This window comes from Micromonospora sp. NPDC047187, from assembly GCF_040643355.1.
Classification (GTDB): domain Bacteria; phylum Actinomycetota; class Actinomycetes; order Mycobacteriales; family Micromonosporaceae; genus Micromonospora; species Micromonospora salmantinae.
The window spans coordinates 142,937-165,533 of record NZ_JBEYUF010000001.1 but is presented as its reverse complement, the minus strand read 5'-3'; the positions used below and the strand labels follow the sequence as shown (position 1 = coordinate 165,533).

The window sequence follows — 22,597 nt, the reverse complement described above, 5'->3', positions numbered from 1 at the left end:
GCCGGCGTTCCGGCGCCACCACCGAAGGGCTGCTTCCGCCGCTCACGCCGATGCTGGCCAAGGCCGTCGACGCTATCCCTGGGGCATCGAACCTGGCCTACGAGCCGAAGTGGGACGGCTGGCGGGCTCTGGCCTTCCGCCGGCCCGATGGCGTGTACCTGCAGTCCAGAGCCGGCCGGGAGGTCACCACCTACTTCCCCGACATCACCCGAGCCGTCGCCGAAGCCGTCGAGCCGGGTGCCGTCCTCGACGGCGAGCTGGTGGTGTGGGAAGGCGAGCGAACCAACTTCGCCCACCTGCAGCGACGAGTCACCGCCGGCGCGCAGCTCCCGGACATCGCCCGCCGCCACCCCGCGCACTACGTCGTCTTCGACCTGCTCAGCGCCCCACCGGGCCGACCCCTGCTGGACCGTCCTCTGCACGAGCGACGTGCCCTACTCACACAACTGCTCGCCGACGCACCCGGCCAACTCACCGTGTCCCCACAGACCACCGATCTCGACCAGGCCGCCGAATGGTTGACGACCTGGACCGCCGCGGGCATTGAAGGCGTCGTGATCAAAGGGCTCGACGGACGCTACGAACCGGGCCGGCGTGGCTGGCAGAAAGTCCGGGCCTACCGCACCACCGAAGCAATCATCGGCGGCGTCACCCACAGCATGGACAACCCTGAGACCCTCTTGCTGGGTCGCTGCGACCAGCACGGACGGCTTCGCTACACCGGCCGTACCAGCTCCTTACGGCCGGCACAGCGTGCCGAACTGGCGGGCCTGCTCACGCCCGTCGACCCGGAGGGGTCACACCCGTGGCCGCAGCCTCTCCCCGCCTCGTGGACGGGGCAACTCGACCGGCCCCAACCTCTCCCGTACAGCCCCGTGCTCCCCACCATCGTCGCGGAAATCGATGTCGGCACTGCCTACGAACATCACCGGTGGCGACACCACGTCCGCTACCTACGCCTGTGGGGCCGCCCCGTACGTGAAGGACATTCCGATGTACGAGCTATACCAGCGGGTCGCGTCGCACCCGGAGAACTTCCTGCGGCTGCTCGACAAGATTCGGCGAGACGCTGGCGACTGACTTCGACTTCGCCGAGGAGGTCCGTGGGCTTCCAGGTCCCGACCCTGATCATGGCGGCCACGCCGACATGTGCCCACCGAGCCACTTCGTCGAGGTGTTCACGCTGCTCGACGGCGGTCTGCGGGACGGCGGCTGGATGGGCGAGGGGCGCCCCAAGGGTGGGCATGCCCTCGCCATCCTGCCCGGGCTCGCGCATTACAACCTGGTGGACTCGCCGCTGTTCGCGACGACCGCGCTGGCCTTCGTGGATCAGCCCGCCGACACGGACGGGGTCGGTTGATCCGGCAGTGCGCGTGACCGTATGGACCAGGTGTCTCGGCGACTGTGCCAATTGGACGCCCGGCTCTTGAAGACCTCACGGCAGCGGTATGCGATCTACGTGTGCCGATGTCAAGGATTGCCGCCGCGCTGCTGGTCGCGGTGGCCGGACTGCTCGTATCTCCGGCTCCCGCGGCCGCGGAGGAGCGCGTTCCGCCCGTGCTCCGCTCCTGGAGCCCGGCGTCCGCCCGGCCGGCCGTCTGGTCCGGCGGCACGGAGAGCCCGGTCCCAGCGATCGATCTGGGACCGGACAACACTTGTCCGGGTACCGCGCGCGGCTTCACCGACGACGTGCGGGAGCGCCTAGTCAGCCTGGTCTGGTATGCCTGCCCCGAGTCCAAGATGCGCGACTGGACCGCCCGGCTGGACGACGTCCGGTCGGAGGCGCCCATCGAGTGGCGGGCGACCACCGCAGCAGTGAAAGAGGATCACGAGGTGGTGACCCCCGCGGGAGATCGTGGCCATCACCGGTACTGGGTTCAGGGCCGCATGGTTTTGAGGCTGACCACCGTCTGCGTGGACGAAAGCCGGGCCACCTGTCTCGCGATCAGCCGCGACCTGGTCCGTGACCTCTCCGGCCAGCTGCCCGGAGAGCCGGCGAAGATCACCGGAGACCGGCAGCTCCGCATCGTGACCTGGATGCTGAGCGTGATCTTCGCGTTCCTCAGCGGTCTCGGTGTCGTCCAGGGCTGGCGGCGTCTGCGGCAGCACCACTACACGACCCCGCCGCACGCGACCGGCCGGTGGATCTCAGTGGAGCGTGACGCCGCCGGGTTTCGGCGGCGGGCGCGGTTCCGCCGGATCGGGACGTTGCTGCTCGTGCCACAGGTGGTCTTGATCGGCGTCAACCTCCCGGCCGCGATCCGCAGCGGCGTGACCATTGAGGTCGCCGGCGCCATGTTCGCGAACCTGCTGATCACTATCCCGGCCGTGATCATGCTGATCCGGTCCCGGTCGGCCTCCACCGACGCGGACTGGCGCTTGCAGCGCGCCGGTACGCTGCCGTGGCGGCGCCGCATCGGGACCGCCATGCTGTCCGCCACCGCTCTCACCGCGCTCGCTGTCGCGGTGCTGCTCTTCGCCGCCGGGGCCGGGGCGGACCACCTGTTCGTCCTGCCAGCGCAGATCGCCGAGGGCTCGATGGCTCTCCTGCTGTTCGTCGCCGCCCCGGTCACCTGGCGGCTGGCCCGCCGGCTGCACCGCCGGCAGGTCACCGACGCCTGGATCGTCCTGGGACGGCGGCCCGGGACACCGATCCTCTATGTCCGGCTCCCGGGCTCCGAGAACCTGCGGATCCGCGCCTCCCGGCTACTCAAACGCGGCCCCGTCGACACCTTCTTCGAGCTGTTCGCCGGCCAGCGGCGTACCGGGTTCGAGGAGATGTTCATGACGGTGCTGGCCGGTCACGGCCCGGTACGCAGCATCGAGCCGGAGCAGCCACGACTGCCGGCGCTCGGACCGCCAGTCACCCGGGTGGCGGCCGACGCCGGCCGGGGCGTTCTCGACGGGAGTGTCCGGGCCGCACGGTTCGTCGTGGTCAGCGGCGCCACCGCGATGCGGCCCGGGGACGCCCTCGCCACGCTCCAGGCCGTCGGCAGCGGTACCGCGGACAAACCGCTGATGGTGGTCCTGCCACCGGCCGCGCCGCAGGAGATCCAGCGGCTTCTGTCGGAGTGGCGGGCCGCGCTGTCCCCGACCGCCCCGTTCGGCGAACTGAACCAGTTGCCACTGGCCGACGGAGTCCACGTCATGCTGCACCTGCCCGGCCGCGGCTGGCATGCGTGGGGTGCGAGTATTCGGGACCAATGGACGTACCGGCGCGCGCTCCACGACGCGGTCGCGTTCACCTCCGCGCAGGCGGAGTACGACAACCGGCCCGACGGGGACACCGCCACGCCTGCCGACGCGGCGAGGCCGACCATCACTGTCCTGGTCACCGCGGGCGACCGGGACGCCGGATCCGACATCGCGGCCGGTCTCGACAGTCTCGGTGTGACGGCCCGGGTCGCGACGGCCCCGGGCGCGAGTGGCCCCGGCGAGGACCGCGCCACGGTGGTCGTCCTCTCCCCGGAGTCGATCCGCGACGAGGCGTGGCTGGCCGGTGTGAACGACCTGGAGAGCGGTGGCCGGCAGCCGGTCCCGGTGCAGATCGGTACGGTCGACGCGGCCCTAGTCCCGGCGCATCTCGCCGCCATCAACTGGATTCCCTGGCCGGGGCCGGATCGTCTCCGGTCGCTGGCCGATGTCTTCGCCGCGGTCAACGCCGACCCCAGCCGGTATCAACTCCACCGCGACCTGCTCAACCAGGCGCGTACCTGGGCCACCCACGGACGTCAGCCGGCGATGCTGATCACCGATTACGAACGGGCCGAGCAGGCGGCCCGGCACGTCGGCCTAGCGATCGCCGATGGTGTCGCCCGCCCCAATCCACTTCAGCACGAGTTCACCCAGACGTCGCTGAACGCCGCCCGTCGCCGCCGTTCGCGCCGGCGGGTGTCCACGATAACGATCACGGCCGTCGTCGCGGTCACCACCGTCGTCGCCTCCTTCGCCGTCGTGTCACTGCGGTCGCTGGGCAACACCAACCGGTTGACCGGCCTGCTCAGCAGCGTGCCCATCATCGCACCGGACCGGCCGGACTGGGCCGCGCTGCTGGCCGGCGCGGTGGTGATGCAGGGCGGGGAGTTCGAGGCCGACATCGGCCGGCGGGCGCTGCGCACGCTCCTCAACACGACGTGGCGGGAGGCGTTCCTGGGCCCCGGTCATGACGCCCTGATCGCCGACATGGTTCCGCTGGCCGACGGCCGGATCCTCACCGTGGACGCCCTCGGCTCGGTCACCGCCTGGAATCCAGAGGGCGGTCACGTTCTCTGGCGCTATCGCGTCGCGGACACCACGACCAGCATCGACGCCACACCGGACGGGTCCCGGCTGGCCGTCGGCGGCGATCAGCGGGTCACCGTCGTCGCCACGGATCCGTGGCGGGCCGTGACCGTCGATGTTCCGTCCCCGGTGGAGCGTGTCGCGATCTCTCGGGACGGCCGGACCGTCGCGGTGGCCACCGAGAAACACGAGCTCCTGACGATCGACGCGGCCTCCGGGAAGGTCCGGCGGGTGGGTGCGTACGGCGCTCTGCTGGACGTCCGGCGGACCACCGGACCGGACGGGCTCGGCGCGCTGGCCGCGGACGGCGCCGAGGAGGTCACCGTCGTCGACGTCACCACGGGGCGCCCGGTACGGTCGTGGAAGCTGGCGGTGCCGTCGTCCGATCCGGCCGGCGCCCTCGGGGCCGATGGGCGGACGGTGGCGGTGGTCCGCGCGGACCGGCAGCTCATGACGGGTGCGACCCGGCTGACCGCCACCGGGCAGACGGTGGCCGACGGATATCCGTCGCTGGTATTGCTCCCCGGTGGCCGCGTCTACGTCTCCTCCGCCCAGGAGGGCGTCCGAGCTGTCGACACCCGCGCCGGGATCACCACCGCCCGGTTGGGCACCGAGGCCGGGATCCGTCACCTCCGTGCCGCTGACGACGGGAGGACCGTACTCACCACCAGCGGGCTGGGCGTGGCGGTGTGGCACACCCGTGGTCTGACCTCGGTGTCGAGCGATGGCGAGGCGATCCGTACCCGGCCACGGACCGGCGGCCCGGCGGTGCGGCCCGACCCGGACACCGCGGGGTCGGTGCTGGTGAGCGCGTCCGGCGGTGCCGGCGAGCGCCGGCTGCTCGTGGTCGGCGGCACGGTGGTCACCACCGCCGTCAGTGACGACGGACGCAATGCGATCGTCGGCTCGGACCGCGGTGAGGTCGCCGAGATCGACCTGGCGCACGACCTGGTGGTCCGGCGCTGGACCGCACCGACGTCCGCTCCCGTCCAAGAACTCGGCTGGGTCGGCACGCCGGGCTGGCTGGCGGTCCGGACCGCGGACGGGCTCTGGTGGAACGTCCGCGCCTGTGACGGCTGCGGAGCCGACGAGAACCTGCTGGCCGACCTCCGGCAGCGGCTCCGCGGGTGTTACCGGGAGGACAACCTCCAGAACGTCGAACGGGACGCGCGAACCCGCCTGGGCGTCCGTGTCTGTTCGCCGTCTCCCGCTCCGGTGAAGGGCTGACATGCACCACGTCTTCATCTCGTACTCGCGCGCTGACCTGGCCGTCGTGGATCACATCGCGGGCGGACTCGAACGGGCCGGCATCCGGATGTGGATCGACCGGCGTGACATCCCGGTCAGCGTGCCCTGGTGGGCCGAGGTCACCACCGGCATCGGCGCCGCCGACCTGTTCGTGATCTGCGATTCGGCGAACTGGCGGGCGTCCCAGGCGTGCCTGCTGGAGTCGCGGGTCGCCGCCTCGGCGCACAAGTCGGTCCTCACCGTCGACCTGAACAGCGAACCCGCCGGGCAGATCGTCGACCGGATCGTCGCGGCGGTCCGCCACACGCCGCCGACCGTCTGGACGCACACCGAGGTCACCGTCCGCACCGACATGTGGACGCGCAGCGGGCGCGGGCGTCTGGGGCTGGCGAGCGGCGGGCTGTTGCGGCGCATGCGACAGCTCGACCGGGACGGCACGCCGCCCCTGGACGACGACGCCCACGCCTTCCTAGAGGCGAGCAGATCGCGGCACCGCCGGAGACTCGCCACCAGCTGGGGCAGCGCGGTACTGGCCGTCGTCGCGGTATTGACCTGTGGCGTCGGGACGGTTCTGCGCGGCTACGGGCCGGAGTTGCTCGGTCAGTACAACCAGGTGCTGGGCGACCTGGTGCCGGACGACGACGCCGCACCAGCCGACCCGTACCAGACACTCGCCACCCAACGCGACCGAATCCGGGACGGCGCGCTGGGTTACCTCGACCGGATGGTGATGACCCGGGCGCTGGCCGTCCCGGTGCCGGATCACGCCTTCGTCGTGCCGGGCCGGCCGGCCGGGTTTCTCGGCACGGCCACCGGCGACTCCGCCACGGTCGTCGCCGCCGACGGGCGGCGGTACCGCGGCTCGCCCGTCCCTGTCCCCGGCACCGCCGCCCGGTCCGGTCCGCCCCTGCTGGCGGTGGCGTCGGACCATACCGGCCGGGTCCAGGTACGGCGGGAGAAGTCTCGGGTGACAGTGGTCAGCGGCGACCGCACCGTGCTGACTCTGCCACCCGGAGCACCGGCCGTGGTGGCGGCCGAAGGCAGCCGCGCGGTGGCCATGGACCGCGGCCGGATCAGGCTCGCCGATCTGCGTACCGGCGGTGCGGACAGCGTCGCCGCGCCGTCCGGCTGCTGCACCGCGGTGGCGTTCACCGCGGACGCGGTCGCGCTGGGGCACCGGGACGGATCGGTGTGGAGGTGGCGGCCGGGGAGCACACCCACCCGGGTCTGGTCTTGGCCGGGCACCGTTGGCGGTGTCGACCGCATGGTGCCGAGCCCGGACGGAAGTGTCCTGGCGGTGACCCGGACCCGTGACGGGCTGATCCATCTGCTGCGCGGCACCGGCCTCGGTACCGTGCGGACCCTCGCGGTCGCGCGATCCGGGCCGCTGGCATTCAGCCCGGACGGCCGGTTGCTGGCCGCGGCCACCGGGGCGGACGTGGTCGTTTTCGACACCGGCACCGGCACTCAGGTCACCCAGCTCGCCGGGTCGGTCGGTGCCGTACGGCACCTGACGTGGTCGGCCGACAGCCGGCGGGTCTTCGCCGCCACCGAGGCGGACCGGGTGGTCAGGTGGCAGGTCAGACAGGGACGGACCTTGGTTGACGACCCCCGGCGCTGGTTCGTCGCGGTGTCCCGGCCGACGCCGGACGGACGTCTCGTCGCCGCGGACCGGGACGGTGGCCTCACCGTCCTCGACGCCGCCGCCGAGACCGTCGTGGCCGGCCACCGCACGTCCGCCCGCGGGGTCACCGGGATGTCGGTCAGTCCCGACGGCCGGCACGTCGCACTCACCTCCTTCTCGAGTGCGGTGTCGATGTCCTCGCTGGCCGGCGAACCGGAACGGATGCTCGACGCGGCCTGCACCGCGGTCCGCAGCGGCTGGTCGCCGGACAGCCGGAGCCTCTACCTGACCTGTAGTAACGGCGAGGTTCGGATGTTCGAGGCGGCGACCCGCCGCCGGGTCGCCTCAGCCACCCTGAACGGCGGAGGCGCCCCCAGCACGATCGCCGTGGCACCGACCGGAGAGGTCTACGTCGGCAACGTCTACAGCGAGGTCTACCGGTTCGACGCCGCCCTCCGTACCCACAACCGGCTCGTCGAGAGTCCGTGCGGCCTGCCGATGCGGGCGATCACGGTCAGCGCCTCCGGCGACGACGTCGTGATGGCCGGGGACGGCGCCGTCCACATGAGCTGCATGTACGAAGCCCATCGCCGGCCGGACGGCAGCTGGAACCGGGTCCTGGTCCAGCAGCCGGTCGACATCGGCGAACAGGCGCGCGCGGTCGACGTGACCCCGGACGCGACGATGGCCGTCGTCGGTCTCAGCGACGGGCGGGTCCGGCTCTGGCGCCCGGACGAGACCCTCGACCCGATCGGTTCGTTCCGGGAGGGCGGCGGGGAGATCTGGGGTGCCGCCTTCACCCGGGACTCCACGAAGGTCGTCGTGGGCAGCCGGGACGGCATGGTGATCGCGCTGCCGGCCTGCCGTTGGTGCGGCACCGGGCCCGAGCTGGCGGACCAGGCCGACGCGGTTCTCCGCCAGGCTCGTGATCTGGGACTGACTGATCGTTGATGCCATACTCACGCCCGTGAAGCCTTCGAGGATCGTCAGCCGATACCTCAGCACCGAGACCGCTGCCATCGAGGAGGTCCGGCCGTCACTGTGGGGCACGGACAAGCCGGACCGGTACGGCGGGGACGCGGAGAAGTACTACTCCATGATCCTGGAGCAGTACAAGATCTATACCGAGATGGCCGACCGGATCAGCTCCCGGCGCGGTCTCACCAACACGTTCTTCCTGACCCTGAACACCCTGGTCGTCACGACCGTCGGGATGTTCTGGAAGGACCGTCCGGCCGCGTCGGTCTGGTACCTGGCGGTGCCGTTGGCGGCGCTGCTCATCCAGTGCGCCGCCTGGTTCTGGCTGATCCGCTCGTACCGACAGCTCAACTCCGCGAAGTACATCATCATCGGCGCTCTGGAGGAGCGTCTGCCGGCGTCGCCGTACTGGCGTGCGGAGTGGACCGCGCTGGGCCGAGGCGAGAACCCGGCACGCTACTGGCCGCTCACGCACATGGAGCAGTGGGTGCCCTTCTCCTTCGCGATCATCTATCTGGCGGCGTTCCTCGTCGCTCTCGTCGCCTGACAGTCGCGGCACCGGTGTGCGCCGGTTAATAGGCCATGGGGTCTCAGGGCCTACGTGACACTCTGCCGTTCGTAGTACCCCTGAGGCCAGATGCGAAGGCACCGACGGACCTCTACGTCTTCCCGACGGGTCACCAAGGCAGGGCCGGCGGGCTCCAGGATTGGCGGCTTGCTGATAGTTGCTGCCCACTTCGGCGGGTGGACCGTATCGTCGAACTCATACGAGGGCCGATCCGTGGACAGTGGAAGCGGACGGTAGCTGTGAGGACCGCGACGTTCAACGCAAACAACCGCGAGCCACTTCCTACCCAACACCTCATCGCCCGCTCAAGGAGACCGCGCGACCCGTGACACTGCCACTATGAGCGCGTTGGAGCGGCGCATCCTAGACGGCCGACGAGACGGGGATAGCATCCCGGATCGGCCGACAGGGAGCATCTGATCCGCAGTCATAGGGTTAGGGGCGCACATCTACAACTACCGCCCTCTGGTCCTGGCACTTCGCACGATCGTCATCGACGGGCGTTGATGAAAGCGAGGGCTTCCGGCAGCCGATGATATCCGGCTACGTCCCGGTCCATCCACGCCAGTTCCCCGTCGCCCGAGCAGCCACCGATTTACCGCGGCTGGTCAACGTGAGCCAGTTGGCGATGCGCAAGCCATCTGATCGGCTCTCGCCGAGACGCACCGCCCCAGCTCATCCTGACGCGGCGGAACACCAAGCGCACGCGGGAGGTGTGGGAGTGGCTCTGCCGTCCTGATCCTGCCCGTGCTGCAACAACTGCGACTTACTGCGCCGGACACGGAACATTCTGGGCGGCGGCGGGGCCCGCGCGACGTCCACGCGTCGCTCGATGGGATGCCATCGACGCGTTAAGGTGCCCCACCAGATCACAGGCCAGGGGACCCGGAGCGTCGATATTCCCGCCAACGAGTACTAAGTTCACCCCAAATCCGTTGGTATTCATCAAACATCTCTCGGATTTTTGCCACTTCAAGGTCCTCTGGGCGATTCGAGGCGACGTAGTAGGAAAGCTCATCTCGAAGCCGATAAAAGTTGTACTGGGTCTCCTCCATCAGCACCCAGCGGGAGCGCCAGGCGAAGAACGGTTCGACCGTGTTCACGACCGTCGCCACGGCTACCAACGCGAAACCGAGCCCCGCCCAGAAGTCGAGATCCTGCAGGCCGAGGATGATGGTCGAAGCGACGGACAACGCGAGCGAGGCAAGCCGCACAGAGGATGCTCGCCCCATGAAGGCCCGCTTCCGAGTTCTGGCATAGTGATTTCCACGCTCAATCCGGACCATTAGGTCAAGCGCAAGTTCAAGGGGTTCGAGCCCAGGGCGGGGAGGGTCTGACTGTATGGGCTCCTGCGAATCTTTCGTCACGCCGGCCGATAGTAGTACCTGCCATCAATGTTCACCCCTGCCGTGACCGAGCACCAGTTCAGGCAGGCGGATATTGTCGCGCGTTGGCCGATCCCCGCATGGCTGCTCATCGACGCCGGCGGGTGGGCTCCTGCTGAACCATCCCCGTGAGATCCCGCCAAGTGCCGGCCGAGGTTTTCATCATGCGGTCGAGCATCGAGCGGGCAGGGGCGCCCGCGAGCGGGTCCTCAAGCGTGACGGCACCCCCGTCGTCGACAGCTTCTGCGCCGCCACCTCGGGCCGCTGGTACAGCCCCTATGACGGTGCGACCTGGACTGCGGCCTCCAACGTCGACATCGACCACGTCGTGCCCCTCGCGGAGGCGTGGCGCTCCGGCGCCAACTCCTGGACAACCAGCCGCCGGCAGAGCTTCGCCATCGACCTCACCCGCCCGCAGCTGATCGCGGTGACGGACAACGTCAACCAATCCAAAGGCGACCAGGACCCCTCCACCTGGCAACCGTCCCTGTCGTCGTACCGGTGCACCTACAGCAAAATGTGGATCACCGTGAAGTACAACTGGAGCCTCACCCTGCAGTCCACGGAGAAGTCCGCACTACAGAGCATGCTCAACACCTGCGCCTCCTAGCCAGCGCGACCACCGCCGTTCAGCCCGTTCTGCGCGCCGCGGTGGCGGCCTTCCTGGGCCGTCACCGTGGTCAGACTTGCGTGAAGGGACAGTAGACCCTCACTTGGGCTCAGAAGACGAGCGCGTTCTTGCGCTGCGAGGTTCCAGGAACGGCCGGGTCCGTTCCTGGAACCCTGGCTCTCGCGGCTTGCGCGCCAGGCCTTGGAGGGCCCGGCGAGTTAATCGGATCATCGGTCGCGCCGACCGTTCGGCGAGGTAGGTGCGCATAGCCAGTCCCAGCTAACGCCTGGCGCGGAAGCCGGGGCTCTGCGTGTCCGGTCCCCTAAGCTCCCGCTGCGGCTCTGTTGTCAGACGGGAGCCAGGAAACCCCATAGGTTGCCCAGCGTTCTAGTACCGGTCGGTTGATGAGGTAGATGCGGTGCTTGGTGGCGAATTCCTGGGCCGCGCTCGACGCTGTGCGGTTGGTGACGAGCCCGACGATGTCTGCTCCGTGCTCCTGACGGGCGGTGCCGTTGAGTTCGTGGAAATACCTGGGATCCACGGTGTGCCTAACCTTCGTCGAATACTTGCACTGAAGGACTACCCGCAGGCCATTGGGAGTGACCCCGATGACATCGGCTCCCTGATCGTTGGAGCCACCGCGTCTCCGCAAGATCCTGCAACCGTCGCGCTCCAGCAGATGGGCGGTCTGCTCCTCGAAGGAGTCCGGCGAGCACGAGTCGATCTGCGAGAGCGTGACGGAGCCGGGGGTTCCCGCAAAGGAGTTCCGGGCCGTGGCCTCGACCACGAGTCCATCCCTTACAGAAGCCCAGGCGGCGTCAGTTGCTTTCACCCGCCGGTCCGCCCTGATGGCAGCGGCCGGGGACAAATGACTTAACAGCGAACCTCTACACGCACCGCCAACCCCGTGTCGGTTGGCGAGTGAGGCGTCGGTAGATGGGCCCATCAGCGCGGCGATCACTTTGTCACACAAGAGGACATGGGCACGAGCGAGCAAATCTTCCTTGTCGAGTTGGTCCTGGTCGTCACGGATGTACGACAGGGCTTCATCAGCCACTGATGCCCATCCCGAATACTTCGAGATGCTTTCGGACCACTCGTCGTTGGACGCCGAGGAACCAGCGATGGACTTGACCTGCGCCAACCAGCGTTGCCGGACCTTCATCGCGACCTCTAGCTCAGCGTGCCGGAAGACGATCGCTTGCGCGTCGTCGTCCGACAGTCGGGCAACGACCGCGCCGAAGGTCTTGTTCAGTACCTTGTCGTTGAACTTGAGAGGTCGAACCGTACCGTCCATGTTGATCTTCACGGCTCGGGAGCGTAACGCGCCCAACCGACGTTGCTGATCCTGGCCTTCGAAGGTACGCAGGCTGCTCAGCCAACCTCGAACCAGAAGCTCACGACCAAACCCTTGGGGTCTTCAGGCGACGCAACACCCACGGCACAGTTGGGTCGAGCTCAGTGACTCCGCCAGACATGCGCCGTCCCAGTCACTGAAACTATTTCAGCCATGGCTTCGGCGGCGGTCGCTCTGCTCGGCCAGATTTGGACGGGCATGGGCCGCTCGTGCGGCGGGGCCAGGAGCCGTCGAATCGGTATCAATCGCATCCGAGCGGTGACACCGGTCCGAATGCAGGCCCTACGGCTGAGTGCCGTGGTCAACGCGCGGCAGGTGCGGCGAGCCGGAGGAAGACGTAGTCGCTGCCATCTGGACCGGGCCGGCGCTCGCCGTCGGGCTTCCAGCCGAGTTTGCTGTAGAAGGACTGTGCGCGGGTGTTGCGTTCCCAGACCTCGAGCAGCCCTGTCGGCAGGAAAGAGTCAGTGAGGTAGTCGACGAAGCTGGTGTGCAGGCGTGCGCCGATGCCATTGCCCCAATGGCTGGGTATTACGTGGATCTGGTAAAGCTGGCCCACCGTGCGGGCGTCTATGGTCGGCGAGTTTGGGCGTCCCATGCTCAGGATGCCGACGACCTTGCCGTCTTGAGTGGCGCACTTCACCACCCGGTCCGGTGACTGGAGGGCACGGGCCCACCCGTCATGGCGTTGCTGCGTCTGCGCCGGGTCGGCGAGGTCGTCGGCGCTGAGCTCTCCGGCGATGTAATAGGCGGTGCGCGCTTGAGTGTGCACCTCGACTATGCCCTCGACATCTACAAGCGTGGCTTGTCGGATCACCACGGGGATACCCATGCCCGCTGGTCCCATCTGCTGGTCTCGATCTACCCGGCACCGCTGTCCTACCAAAATCTTCGTATCCATCGCCCATCAGGCAGACACGGCCGCCACGAACTGCAAGATCGGGTTGAAAAGGCTCCCTGTGTGGCCCAGCGTTACCGCGGCCTGTGGCCCGTAGGTGACCCGGCGGCTGGCTCCGATTCCCCTGTTTCCGACAGGACTCTGACGCTCGTTCCCGGTGGTGTCTCTCTGGTCAGGGCGTACCAGTAAAACTGGAAGAGGGGCTGCTCCGGACCGCGACCGAGCCGCTTGGCCACCTTGTTGCGCGGGTGGGCGCGCAGCCCGTTCGGCATCTCGACCACTGCTGCGCTTTCCGCAGGATCGAACGTCCAACGGCCCCCGCCGTGACGTACAAGCAACTCGCCGAGGTAAGCCCCCATGCCCATGCTCATGCTCATGCTGTGGTGGTAATCAGGGGAGGATTGCTCGCAAGAAAGGCATCGCAGACGTCGTCCAGCCGTGACGCCTCGGCCGACTCCCACCCGAACGACACGCCGTCCCCGGCCGTTCCTCTCACGAAAGCCTCCGCCAGCCCGCGCATGGCGTCTGCCGTCTCTGCGTCAGTCGGGTCGGCGCGCTTGCGAAAACGGTTCCAGGAAGCCCACGGTGTCCCTCCTCCTCGGGGGCGCGAAGCGTACCAAGCAGGAAGGGCAGGAGGTCTCCTCGTCGGGCAGTCGTAGACCAGCCTCCCGGGACGGCGCCCAGCCGATGTCCATGGCCGCTCCGATAGACGCGCGCCGCCCCGTGACGGCGGACGAGAAGATGTGCGGTCTCGCGATCGCCGGGGGCGGCGCGTGTCACCGGTGGTTGATGCGGTGGCTTCCGCTGCCGCGCCTAGGGACGTCGCCGTCGTGGGCGCCGCGGCCAGGGACGGGGACGACGGTGCTTGGGATGGTGGCGCGCCGGTCGGGTTGGCCGGCTGGTTGCGCCGTTTGAGCGTTGCCAGGCCCGCACACCTAGTGCGTTGAGGATGGCCGACACTCGCCGGAAGCTCGCTCGGGGCTGCACTCTGTCACCGCCTTCTCGCATGATGTATAGATGGCGGGTGCTCCGCGCCAACCCGGCGCACAACCAAGCGGCGCGGAGCACCCTGACCGACCAGCCAGTCAGCAGATCGGCGCGGATCACTTTCCTCGACGCCCCTAATGTCGGGAAAGAGGTCCGGACCAACTCCCGACAACATCAACCGCTGTCGGGCCACCCGCGTGCATCAAGGAACGACCGCATGAGCACCGGCCAGCATCCCGCGCCGCGCCGTAACGCCCGCCCGTACTCCGTTGACGAAGGCACCATCCGCACGCGGTCTGCCAACCCGGACGCCGCCGACTACACCCTCTACGTGCGCGGCCTGATCAATGACTACCTGGGCGTCGGCGGACAGGCGAAGGTCCTCGAGCACGCCCGTAACCGAGGCTTGTACTACCCCGGTCTCAATCGCCAGAAGCTCTCTGAGCAGCTGAGCCGCTACCGGTTGGGTCCAACCTGGGAGATGACCGAGCTGATCATCGCCTGTCTGCCCGACAGCTGCGACACGGCCGGCATCCGGGCCCTCGCCGCCGGTTGGTACCAGTGCGCCCGTGGTCAGCTGCCCGACGGCTACAAGGGTCCGGTCAGCCGCCCTCCGGGCAAGCCCGGCCAGCGCAACGTGCCGGAGAGCGAGCCTGCCATCCCGGTGCTACAACGCCAACTCGCGCGCCTGCAGGAACGGCTTCGGGCGGAGGCCGAGCGCCATGTCAGCAACCTGCGGGCCTCCGAGAACGCCCGCAACCACGCGGTCCGCCAGGCCAACCAGCTTGAGGTTCAGTTCCATGAGGTCAGGGAGGAGCTGCTGCGGGTTCGTAGCATCGCTGCAGAGGTCGCGACGATTCGTGAGGAGTACGCGCGTCAGTGCGTCGCGCTGGAACACGTCGCCGCGCCCGGCCTGCGCACGACACCCATCATCGATTTGCCGGAGCTGCCCGCCGCCCGCCGCCGGATCCGCTTCGGGCTCCTCGTCGCCACGATCGACACGCAGGCGCCACCCGCCCGCCGGGCGCTGGCCCGCTACCTGTGCGTCTACGCCGAATTCGCCGGCATCTCTCCCGCCGAGCTAGCCACCCGGGCAGACATCGCAACCACCGTGACCATGGACATCCTCGCCGGCCGTCATGTGCCCACCGCCGCCCACGCCGCCCGCCTGGCCACCGTCCTCACCTGCGAACCGGACACCCTGCGCCACCTCATCAGCGCGGCCAGCAGCAGCACCGCCCTCGATGAAGACTTCTGGAGCATCGCCCGCTGCCTCGACCCACCACCCTCGCCGGACAGCGCGCCGGGCGCAGGCGGCGTTGTCGGGTCGGATCCCGACAACCCTGTCACGCGTCCACTCCCCGACCCGACAACTGCGCCGCCCAATCCGATCGCCGACCGGCTGCGCCAACTCACCGACGTCTACCAGCAAGGGCTGATCAGCGACGGCGAATACGACGAGCAACGCACACGTATCCTCGGCGAGCTGTAAACGGCGGACACGGCGTCGACGGGGAAGTGCGGATCTAACCCTGTTGCCGACCTGACAGCGGGGGTGGCGACGCGACCTCACGAGCTCGGTCCATCAGCACCCGGACGGCGCGCCTGACCTCATCGAGGTTCGGCCCCCCGCCGACACGCAACTGTGCGCCGACTCGCCGAGCGGCTGGCGCCTCGAACAGGATCACACTCGGCGGTCCGAATGGAATCTCATGGTCCATCTCCGCATCGTCTCCCAGGCAGGCGCGGCTGGGCTACCTTCGCATCCGATGTCGTGGATCTTCACCCCTACCCCTGCCACACTCCCCCACGATTACTGAGGTGAGGACCGTTCACGGTCGGCTCGGGCGGTGAGCCCAGCCCAGCGTCGAGTCGGGCCAGAAGCCGCGCCGGCACTGCGTCGGCCCGTGGCGCCGATGCTCGCGGCGCCCGTGGACGAGGTGCCCGAGGGCGCCGGGTTGGTGTATGAACCGAAGTGGGACGGGTGGCGGGTAATCGCGTTTCGCGATGACGACGGCGTGTACCTCCAGTCGCGGGCCGGGCGGAACCTGAGCACCTACTTCCCCGACATCACCCGGGCGATCCGGGCAGCGGTACCGGTCGGCGCGGTGCTCGACGGTGAGCTGATCGTGTTCGAGCGTGGGAGGACGAGCTTCGCGCAGTTGCAGCGGCGAATCACGGCCGGCCGGGGGCTTCTCCGCCTGGCCCGCGAATGCCCTGCCCACTACGTGCTCTTCGACCTGCTCGCCGACGCGGGCGGCCAACTCCTCTTGAACCTGCCCCTTTCGGAGCGGCGGGCCCGGCTGGAGCGGTTGCTCGTCGACGCACCGCCCCAGCTCACCCTGACGCCACAAACAACGGACATGCGAGAGGTCTGGGACTGGCTGACAAATTGGACCGTCGCCACAGGCATCGAGGGGGTGGTGACCAAACGGTCGACCAGCCGCTACGAACCTGGCAGAAGAGGCTGGTGGAAGTACCGCACCCGGATCACCACCGAGGCGGTCGCCGGTGGGGTGACGGGCAGCCTTCGCGACCCAGCCACCGTGCTGCTCGGCCGGCGCGATCGGCGGGGGCGGCTGCGGTACACCGGCCGTACGCACCCGCTCAGCGGCGCGCAGCGCGAGGAACTCGCCGGGGCGCTGTCGCCCCTGCGGGCGGCGCAACGCCGCGGTGCCCCGGTGCTGCACCCTTGGCCGGAGCCGCTGCCGGCACCCTGGTCCGGCCAGCTGGAGCGGCCGGAGCCGCTGCGATACGTGCAGGTGGAGCCGAACGTGGTCGTGGAGATTGAAGCTGACGTGTCGTTCGAGCACCAGAGGTGGCGCCACCGCGTTCGCTACGTTCGGGCGCTGCCCGGGGTGTCGGTGTACGACGTGCCGTTGCTACTCGGCGAGGAGGAGGGCTACTTCGGCGAGCCGTGAGCGGCTGCGCGATGACCGCCCTCCGAGTGGTGGTAAGGCGCCGTCAATGCGTTAGGGATCGACATGCTTCTCGTACGCGGAGTAAACCGCCAACGCCCTGTAGGGCGATGGTATGTCGATCAGGTCCGCGCTGTGCTGGTTTGGCGGCGGTCAACGGGACGGCGGCAGCAAAGCCTTGATCAACATGTCGATAAGTGTCGGAGTAACCGCCTAGAGTGACATCGACCAATGGCGCACGTCCGGCCTTGGCGGTGATCGACGAAGGTGGTGCAGCCTGTGGGCAGACCGGATCTGGATCATCATGAGGAGGCGGAGCGACTCCAGCAGGTGCTGCGTAGTAGCCACGAAGAGCTTGCCGCGACGGAGTCCGGGACGACCACGTACCGCACGCGGCGGGCGGAAGTTTTCGCCGCCACGACGCAGCTGCTGGACTTTGAGGCGCGGATCCCGGTGTTGATGGATGAGCGGCGCAGGCGGATCAGCAGCCGCGTCGTCTACGTCGGTGGCGCAGTTGCGCTTACGGCGATGCTCGTCATCGGCGGGCTCGTCGTGGACGGCCGGTTCAGTCGTTGGTACCTGGTGCCGATCATCGTGGTGTGTCTGCTGGCCGGTGTCATCACGCTGAGCGAGCCGCGCGCCCAGCGTCCTGGGCACCGTAGTCGGGCCGTCGGCGCGCTCATCTTGGTGGCCGGTGCCGCGTTGGTGGTCGTCGCAGCGCTCCGGGTGATGTCAGCGATCTGGCTGTTGGCACTGTTGCCGGTGCTGGTGGCGGCGTTGGCTTGCTGGCTGCACGACGGCACCGAGGTGGAGGCCACGAAATGACGTACTCCACCTACCCGCAGGCGGATCTGCGGACCTTGTCCGACACGGTGGAACGGCTCAGTCGCCAGGTGTCCACCACGTCCAGTGATGTCGATGAGCTGCAGGAGAAGCACGAGTCCCTCGACGGACAGGTCCGACTGCACGACGAGCGGCTCGACGGGCTCGACCAGGCCACCCAGGAAATGCGCGAGGCGCACGACGGGCTGCGTGAGGAACTGGCCGACGACGTTGCCGAGGTCAAGGCAGCGGTGAAATCGCTGACCGCCACGATCGGGTGGCTCGAACGGCGGGTCCGCGCCGAGCAGAACCTCACCCCTGTGGACATCGACCACGCCGACAGGGCCGTGCGCGACCTCGCCGAGCGCGCGCTGCGCGGCCGGCAATCCGCATCAGTACTTCTTTCGCCCCACGATCGAGCGGTCTACGAGCGCCAGGTCGAGGCACTCGGGCGGCTTAGGCAGCGCATCCGTTCCAGTGGCGAGGACGCGTTGCGACACAGCGCGACGTTGGCCACGACCGCGCGCAACAGCGCTGAGCACCGCCAGGCCGGGGTCGCCTTCCGCGCCGCTCACCAGGGGTGGAGCGCGGCCAGGGCGCAGCTGACCGCCACGACCGAAGCAGCCGAGCAGGCCCGTCAAGCGCTGCAGAAAGACGACGAGCGGCGGGAAGTGCACGGGCCGAACGTGATGACCGGCGAGGCGGCCCGCGCCTCCCTGCAGAGCAAGCTGCGGGATCGCCTGTCCACAGCGATCGCCGACGCAGCGCTTCTACCGTCATGGTTCACGATCGTGCTCGGCCATCAGCCACCCGCCACCGACACCCAGCGCTGGCTCGACACAGCAGTGTCGTTGCTGATGTACCGCATCATCTACGCGGTGAAGGACCCGGTCGTCGCCCTCGGACCCCCACCCGGCGACGACGACGATCGCAAAGCCTGGTACCGCAGCCTCACCGAGGACCTCCGCAAAACCCGGTACTAACGGGGCAATTTTCCAGTGTTGAAAATGACCACGGTGCTGCCAGCGGGTCTGAGGGCCGATCCGGAGCCGGCAAGGCCGGTCTTCCCAGCTCAGTTCGACCCGCGTTCGGCGGCCCCAACCTGACGCGGGTTGGGGGCCGAACCGCATTCGTCGCTCGCCTGACGGTGGGCTGGGCCTAAGTCGCTGCCACCACCGCGGCGGTGACCCGTGCAGTCGCTTGGCGGCTCAATCCCCTGCTAGCAGAGCTTCGGCGTCCGTTCCAAGCCGTTGTTGGCCAGCGCCTGCTGATACTTCCCGAAGCCTGTGTTGGCCCGATCAGCGTAGGCGCGGCGGATGGATGCGTTGCCGTGGAAGCCTCGGCACAGGTAGGTCAGGGCGGAGTCGGGAATGGGGTCGCTCTGGCCGGGTAGACCCTTGCCGGCACCGCACACCAGGTTCTCGAAGTCGATGAAGACTGCGACACGCTCCTGCGCCTGGTAGGTCACGAACGCTGAGACCTGCGCCACCGAGCCAGCGATGAGGACTTACCGTCCAGCTCCTGAGTCATCCCTCACCAGCGCTCCGTCACGCCGATCCCGCATGGCCGGAACCGGCGGTTCATGGGCCCCCTCGCCCGCGCATAACGCCTTGGCGCAGGCGAAGGCAGCCCAGTCCGCGGGGTTGTTCGTCGCCCACGCTCCAGCGCCGGCAGAGTTGACTGGCGCACCCGTGTCTCCGAGATGGATGGCAAGTCTGATCGCGATCGCCTCGGCCAGTACAACCGGCTGGGTAGAGGCGGCATCGCTAACGAGCCTATGAATGGCCCTGTCTCCTTCCTCTACCCCTGCATGAGGAAGCCAATCCACCGGCAGGGGCGAGTAGGTTACGGGACCGCCGACGACCTTGGCGCCGGTCCGATGCATCGCCATGCCGTGTCCATGGTCGGAGTCCTCACCGATCCAGCTCCGCTCCTTCCGCAGCCGTCCACGCCAACCACGCAGGCCGGTCCCTATGCCGATGTAAAGGGCGGCCCCCTGCATGGGATTGACCAACTCCTGCCCGAACCCGGCAGCCACCCAGCAGTACAGACCGACCTCGGTCCCAGCCTCGTCATGGTCATCGCTCTGCGCCGACCAACGGAGGCCGAGCAGCGCGAGACCGTTGCGAAGGGCGGTCGGCGTTGCGAGCCGCAGAGTCACCAGCGACGTTAACGGTGCGGACTCGGCAGCTTCGTCGGCGGCAGTTCGGGGCAGATTCACCAGAACAGTATGCATACGGTGGGCGATTTTCTTGACACAGGCAGCGATCGGTGAGGCTCCTAGTCCTGCCCCGCATCCACGACGATGTACTCGAACGACCGACGGCTGAAAGGAGCTCCGGCAGAGCGCTTGGCCCTCTGCTTGGGCCACCGGTCACGGCCGCATTGTTGGGGAGACGGCGGAGGGCTCGCGGAGTTGTCACTGTGCCGGGTTGTTGAGCCTTTCGAGGCAGGTGAGTGTGTCTGGATCGTGCGCGAAGCGGCTGGCCAGCGTCGTGGCGACGCCTCGGGCTTGCGGTGTGTTGTCGAACCGTAGGTGCAGGTCGACCCAGGCGGGAACGGTGCCTGGGTTGGTGACGTCGGGTCGCAGATGGCGGTATGACGTCCACGCCGCGTCCCACCGGTTTTGGTTGAGCTGAGCGATGATCAGCGCCCAGGCATGATCGTGATTGGTTGGTTCGTCCTTGAGTGCTGCCCGGCAGCACGCCTCTAGGCCCGCCCAGTCGTTTCGCGTGGCTCTGCGCTCAATGAGCCGGCGGTGCAGGGCTGTGCGCTGCTCGGCTGCGAGTTCGCCGGTGGCGAGTAGATCCTTGGCGCACTCGTCGGCGGCGTCGAAGTCGCCCCGGACAGCCAGGATGTTGACCTTTTCCTGGAGCGCTTTCAGCGCCCCGTATGCCGCCCAGATCTCGTCGCACACGGCGAGGGCGGCGTCGTAGCGTCCCGCCTCACGAAGGATCTCGATCAGGATCTCTCCTGCAGCGGGTGACCAGGCAGACCGAAGCAGCGTGAGCGCTCCGTCGATGTCACCGCTCCCAGCGGCGTTGCGTGCGGTGAAAACGACGCGGTCGCCGTCGTCGAGATGCGCCAACGCCTCCACCTGGTCAAGGTCGGTGGCGTCAAGTGCGCCCCTGGAGGCGAGCTGGTTCAGACAGATCCTGGCCGCGAATGCGGTGTCCGCGTTGTCGAGCGCAGTGCGCCACATGGCGACCGTAGCCGTGGCGGGTTGGCTCGGGTCCGCAGCGAGCGCGCGAATCAGTGGCTCCGCGGGTGTGCCGCGCATGGCGTCACCGAACCGAACGGCACGAATGCGGTCATCCAGGGCGATGCTGGCTTGGGCGCCCACGATCGCGACGACGGGGTCGCCCGCTTCTCGGTCGGTTGCCTGACCGCCGAATGCCGTGGGCGTGGCCAGCTCGACGACCGCCTTGAACGCGCCGACGAGCATGCGCTCCTGCACGAGAAGGCGATGCATGGTCTCGCTCGGCCCAGCCCATCGCCGTACGTCGTCGCGGACGGACATGGCGAGCGCTGTCACCTCCTGCTGGTCACGGAATGGCAAGGCCGTTGTCCCACGCAGCATGCGCTCCATGAGCGCCCGGGCCCGGCCGAGTCTGCCACCAGTGTTGGCCGGTTGCCGTTCGCAGACGCGTTCGTATAGGGCCAGAGCTTGGTCGAACTCTCCCCGGCCAAGAGCGCGCTCGGCGAGGAACAACAGGCAGGTGGGTTCCGCGTCGAGCTCGCCATCGGGCCGATCGCGTAGAAGTTTCTCCAGCAGATCCTCTCTGCCCGATTCATCGGCTTCGAGGGCGCAGACGGCGACGTCCATGAGCAGGTTCGTCGTCCCTGCCTGTTGCGGGGCATGGACCGGGCGGAGAAGGCCAGCGGCTCGGCTCCTGTCCCCCACGGTGATGGCCATGATCGCCGCGACACCGCGCAGCCGTAGCTGGTTGTCCGGGTCCCGTTCGGCCGCCAGCGCGAACGCTTCCATCGCCAGGTCCCGGTGGCCGTGGTCGTTGGCGTACGCCCCGACGGTTGCCAGCCGCGCCGCTGTCGCGTGAACCCATCCCCGGCTCGCCTGAACGAGCGGCTCCACGACCGCCCTGGGATCGTCGCGGCCCCCGCTGAGCATCCGCGCGAGACGCCGTGCGCCCTCGGGGTCGACCAGACTGAGAGCCGACAACCCCTCCACGGTGGACGGCGGCAACAGCGGCAGAACCTCCACAACAGGATCCGGGTTGGCTGAGGAAGCGGTGAGCGCGATGTCACGCAGGGTGGCATGCGATGAGGCGTCGAGTACGTTCGCGGACGGCACCTCGATCGACCAGCTGCGGTCGGTCTCGTGCACCGCGTCGGCGGTGATCTGAACCCAGTATCCGACTCGGGTCTTCGGGTCAACGATGACCAGCACCACGGGCATCAGGTTGGCCAGCCAGTACGTGAGGTGCCGAGGCTTTCCGAAAAAGCGCCACCCGTGCCGGGTCCTTCGTTTGAAGAACGTTGACCCGCATTTGATCTGGACGGCGATGTACCGGCCGGTGGGGTTTGTCAGACCGTCGAGCTCGACGTGAGCGTCGATCCCCTGATCCGCTTCGCGTTGCTCCCGAAATGCCCAGTTCAGATTGGTGAACGCGAGTTGCACCTCGGCGACGCCGCGGCGTTCCATCCCGACCGACGACGTCACCCTTTAGCCCCTTTTCACTCCGTTGCCGGCCTGCACGGCCGGCCGGCTGTCACCGTGTGCCTCGCCGACATTGCCCACCCACGTCACGCGGGCGGCCCCGTCACCGTCTCGGTCACCCGGCCACGGCGTCCATCACCGCCCGTACAAACAGCCTGCGGCACCCGGTGCGGCTGAGGTGCAAGCGCTGCAGGCGGGGGTACTGCCGCGCGGCGCGACGCTGACGAGGTATGAGCTTCTTCGGCG

15 protein-coding genes and 2 pseudogenes are annotated in these 22,597 nt (G+C 68.5%); 11 read left to right on the top strand and 6 right to left on the bottom strand.

Features of this window, described 5'->3' with window-relative positions:
- Nucleotides 1–50: 50 nt before the first annotated feature.
- The 6 genes and pseudogenes from ABZ794_RS00685 to ABZ794_RS00660 all read left to right on the top strand — a co-directional run.
- Nucleotides 51–599 (top strand): annotated as a pseudogene (locus ABZ794_RS00685) (ATP-dependent DNA ligase); the annotation flags it as partial.
- A 304-nt stretch (nucleotides 600–903) separates the two neighbouring features.
- Nucleotides 904–1,080, top strand: coding sequence for a hypothetical protein (locus tag ABZ794_RS00680; RefSeq protein WP_357514215.1), 177 nt, complete (start codon nucleotides 904–906; stop codon nucleotides 1,078–1,080).
- Between the two features lie 67 nt (nucleotides 1,081–1,147).
- Nucleotides 1,148–1,360, top strand: a complete 213-nt coding sequence (locus ABZ794_RS00675; protein WP_357514213.1) for a hypothetical protein — start codon at nucleotides 1,148–1,150, stop codon at nucleotides 1,358–1,360.
- 107 nt (nucleotides 1,361–1,467) lie between these two features.
- Complete coding sequence (locus ABZ794_RS00670) at nucleotides 1,468–5,508, top strand: PQQ-binding-like beta-propeller repeat protein (protein WP_357513517.1); 4,041 nt, start codon at nucleotides 1,468–1,470, stop codon at nucleotides 5,506–5,508.
- A gap of 1 nt (nucleotide 5,509) precedes the next feature.
- Nucleotides 5,510–8,104: a toll/interleukin-1 receptor domain-containing protein gene (locus ABZ794_RS00665; protein ID WP_357513515.1), complete on the top strand. Its 2,595-nt coding sequence runs from the start codon at nucleotides 5,510–5,512 to the stop codon at nucleotides 8,102–8,104.
- A gap of 16 nt (nucleotides 8,105–8,120) precedes the next feature.
- Nucleotides 8,121–8,678 (top strand): hypothetical protein, encoded by a 558-nt coding sequence (locus ABZ794_RS00660; protein ID WP_357513513.1) that lies wholly within the window; start codon nucleotides 8,121–8,123, stop codon nucleotides 8,676–8,678.
- Between the two features lie 890 nt (nucleotides 8,679–9,568).
- Here the strand turns inward: ABZ794_RS00660 and ABZ794_RS00655 are convergent.
- On the bottom strand, nucleotides 9,569–9,985 hold the full coding sequence (locus tag ABZ794_RS00655; RefSeq protein WP_124770902.1) for an SLATT domain-containing protein: 417 nt from the start codon (nucleotides 9,983–9,985) through the stop codon (nucleotides 9,569–9,571).
- A gap of 295 nt (nucleotides 9,986–10,280) precedes the next feature.
- Here ABZ794_RS00655 and ABZ794_RS00650 point away from each other — a divergent pair.
- Nucleotides 10,281–10,694, top strand: a pseudogene (locus ABZ794_RS00650) (DUF1524 domain-containing protein); the annotation flags it as partial.
- A gap of 322 nt (nucleotides 10,695–11,016) precedes the next feature.
- Here the strand turns inward: ABZ794_RS00650 and ABZ794_RS00645 are convergent.
- Nucleotides 11,017–12,003 (bottom strand): restriction endonuclease, encoded by a 987-nt coding sequence (locus tag ABZ794_RS00645; protein WP_357513510.1) that lies wholly within the window; start codon nucleotides 12,001–12,003, stop codon nucleotides 11,017–11,019.
- 349 nt (nucleotides 12,004–12,352) lie between these two features.
- Nucleotides 12,353–12,880: a GNAT family N-acetyltransferase gene (locus ABZ794_RS00640; protein ID WP_357513509.1), complete on the bottom strand. Its 528-nt coding sequence runs from the start codon at nucleotides 12,878–12,880 to the stop codon at nucleotides 12,353–12,355.
- A gap of 1,270 nt (nucleotides 12,881–14,150) precedes the next feature.
- Here ABZ794_RS00640 and ABZ794_RS00635 point away from each other — a divergent pair.
- The 4 genes from ABZ794_RS00635 to ABZ794_RS00620 all read left to right on the top strand — a co-directional run bounded on the left by ABZ794_RS00635 (nucleotide 14,151) and on the right by ABZ794_RS00620 (nucleotide 18,656).
- Entirely contained in the window at nucleotides 14,151–15,425 is a 1,275-nt protein-coding gene (locus tag ABZ794_RS00635; protein WP_357513507.1) for a hypothetical protein, read from the top strand.
- A gap of 424 nt (nucleotides 15,426–15,849) precedes the next feature.
- Nucleotides 15,850–16,854: an ATP-dependent DNA ligase gene (locus ABZ794_RS00630; RefSeq protein ID WP_357513505.1), complete on the top strand. Its 1,005-nt coding sequence runs from the start codon at nucleotides 15,850–15,852 to the stop codon at nucleotides 16,852–16,854.
- A 276-nt stretch (nucleotides 16,855–17,130) separates the two neighbouring features.
- Nucleotides 17,131–17,676 carry a hypothetical protein gene (locus ABZ794_RS00625; protein WP_357513503.1) on the top strand — a complete coding sequence of 182 codons (546 nt, stop codon included), beginning with the start codon at nucleotides 17,131–17,133 and terminating at the stop codon, nucleotides 17,674–17,676.
- Nucleotides 17,673–18,656, top strand: a complete 984-nt coding sequence (locus ABZ794_RS00620; protein ID WP_357513501.1) for a hypothetical protein — start codon at nucleotides 17,673–17,675, stop codon at nucleotides 18,654–18,656. The genes ABZ794_RS00625 and ABZ794_RS00620 overlap by 4 nt, the downstream gene beginning before the upstream one ends.
- Before the next feature lie 236 nt (nucleotides 18,657–18,892).
- Here ABZ794_RS00620 and ABZ794_RS00615 read toward each other — a convergent pair whose 3' ends face one another.
- From ABZ794_RS00615 to ABZ794_RS00605, 3 genes are all read right to left on the bottom strand, one after another.
- Nucleotides 18,893–19,162, bottom strand: a complete 270-nt coding sequence (locus ABZ794_RS00615; RefSeq protein WP_357513499.1) for an NYN domain-containing protein — start codon at nucleotides 19,160–19,162, stop codon at nucleotides 18,893–18,895.
- A gap of 18 nt (nucleotides 19,163–19,180) precedes the next feature.
- Complete coding sequence (locus ABZ794_RS00610; protein WP_357513497.1) at nucleotides 19,181–19,894, bottom strand: hypothetical protein; 714 nt, start codon at nucleotides 19,892–19,894, stop codon at nucleotides 19,181–19,183.
- Between the two features lie 198 nt (nucleotides 19,895–20,092).
- Complete coding sequence (locus ABZ794_RS00605; RefSeq protein WP_357513495.1) at nucleotides 20,093–22,354, bottom strand: DUF4365 domain-containing protein; 2,262 nt, start codon at nucleotides 22,352–22,354, stop codon at nucleotides 20,093–20,095.
- Between the last annotated feature and the right edge of the window lie 243 nt (nucleotides 22,355–22,597).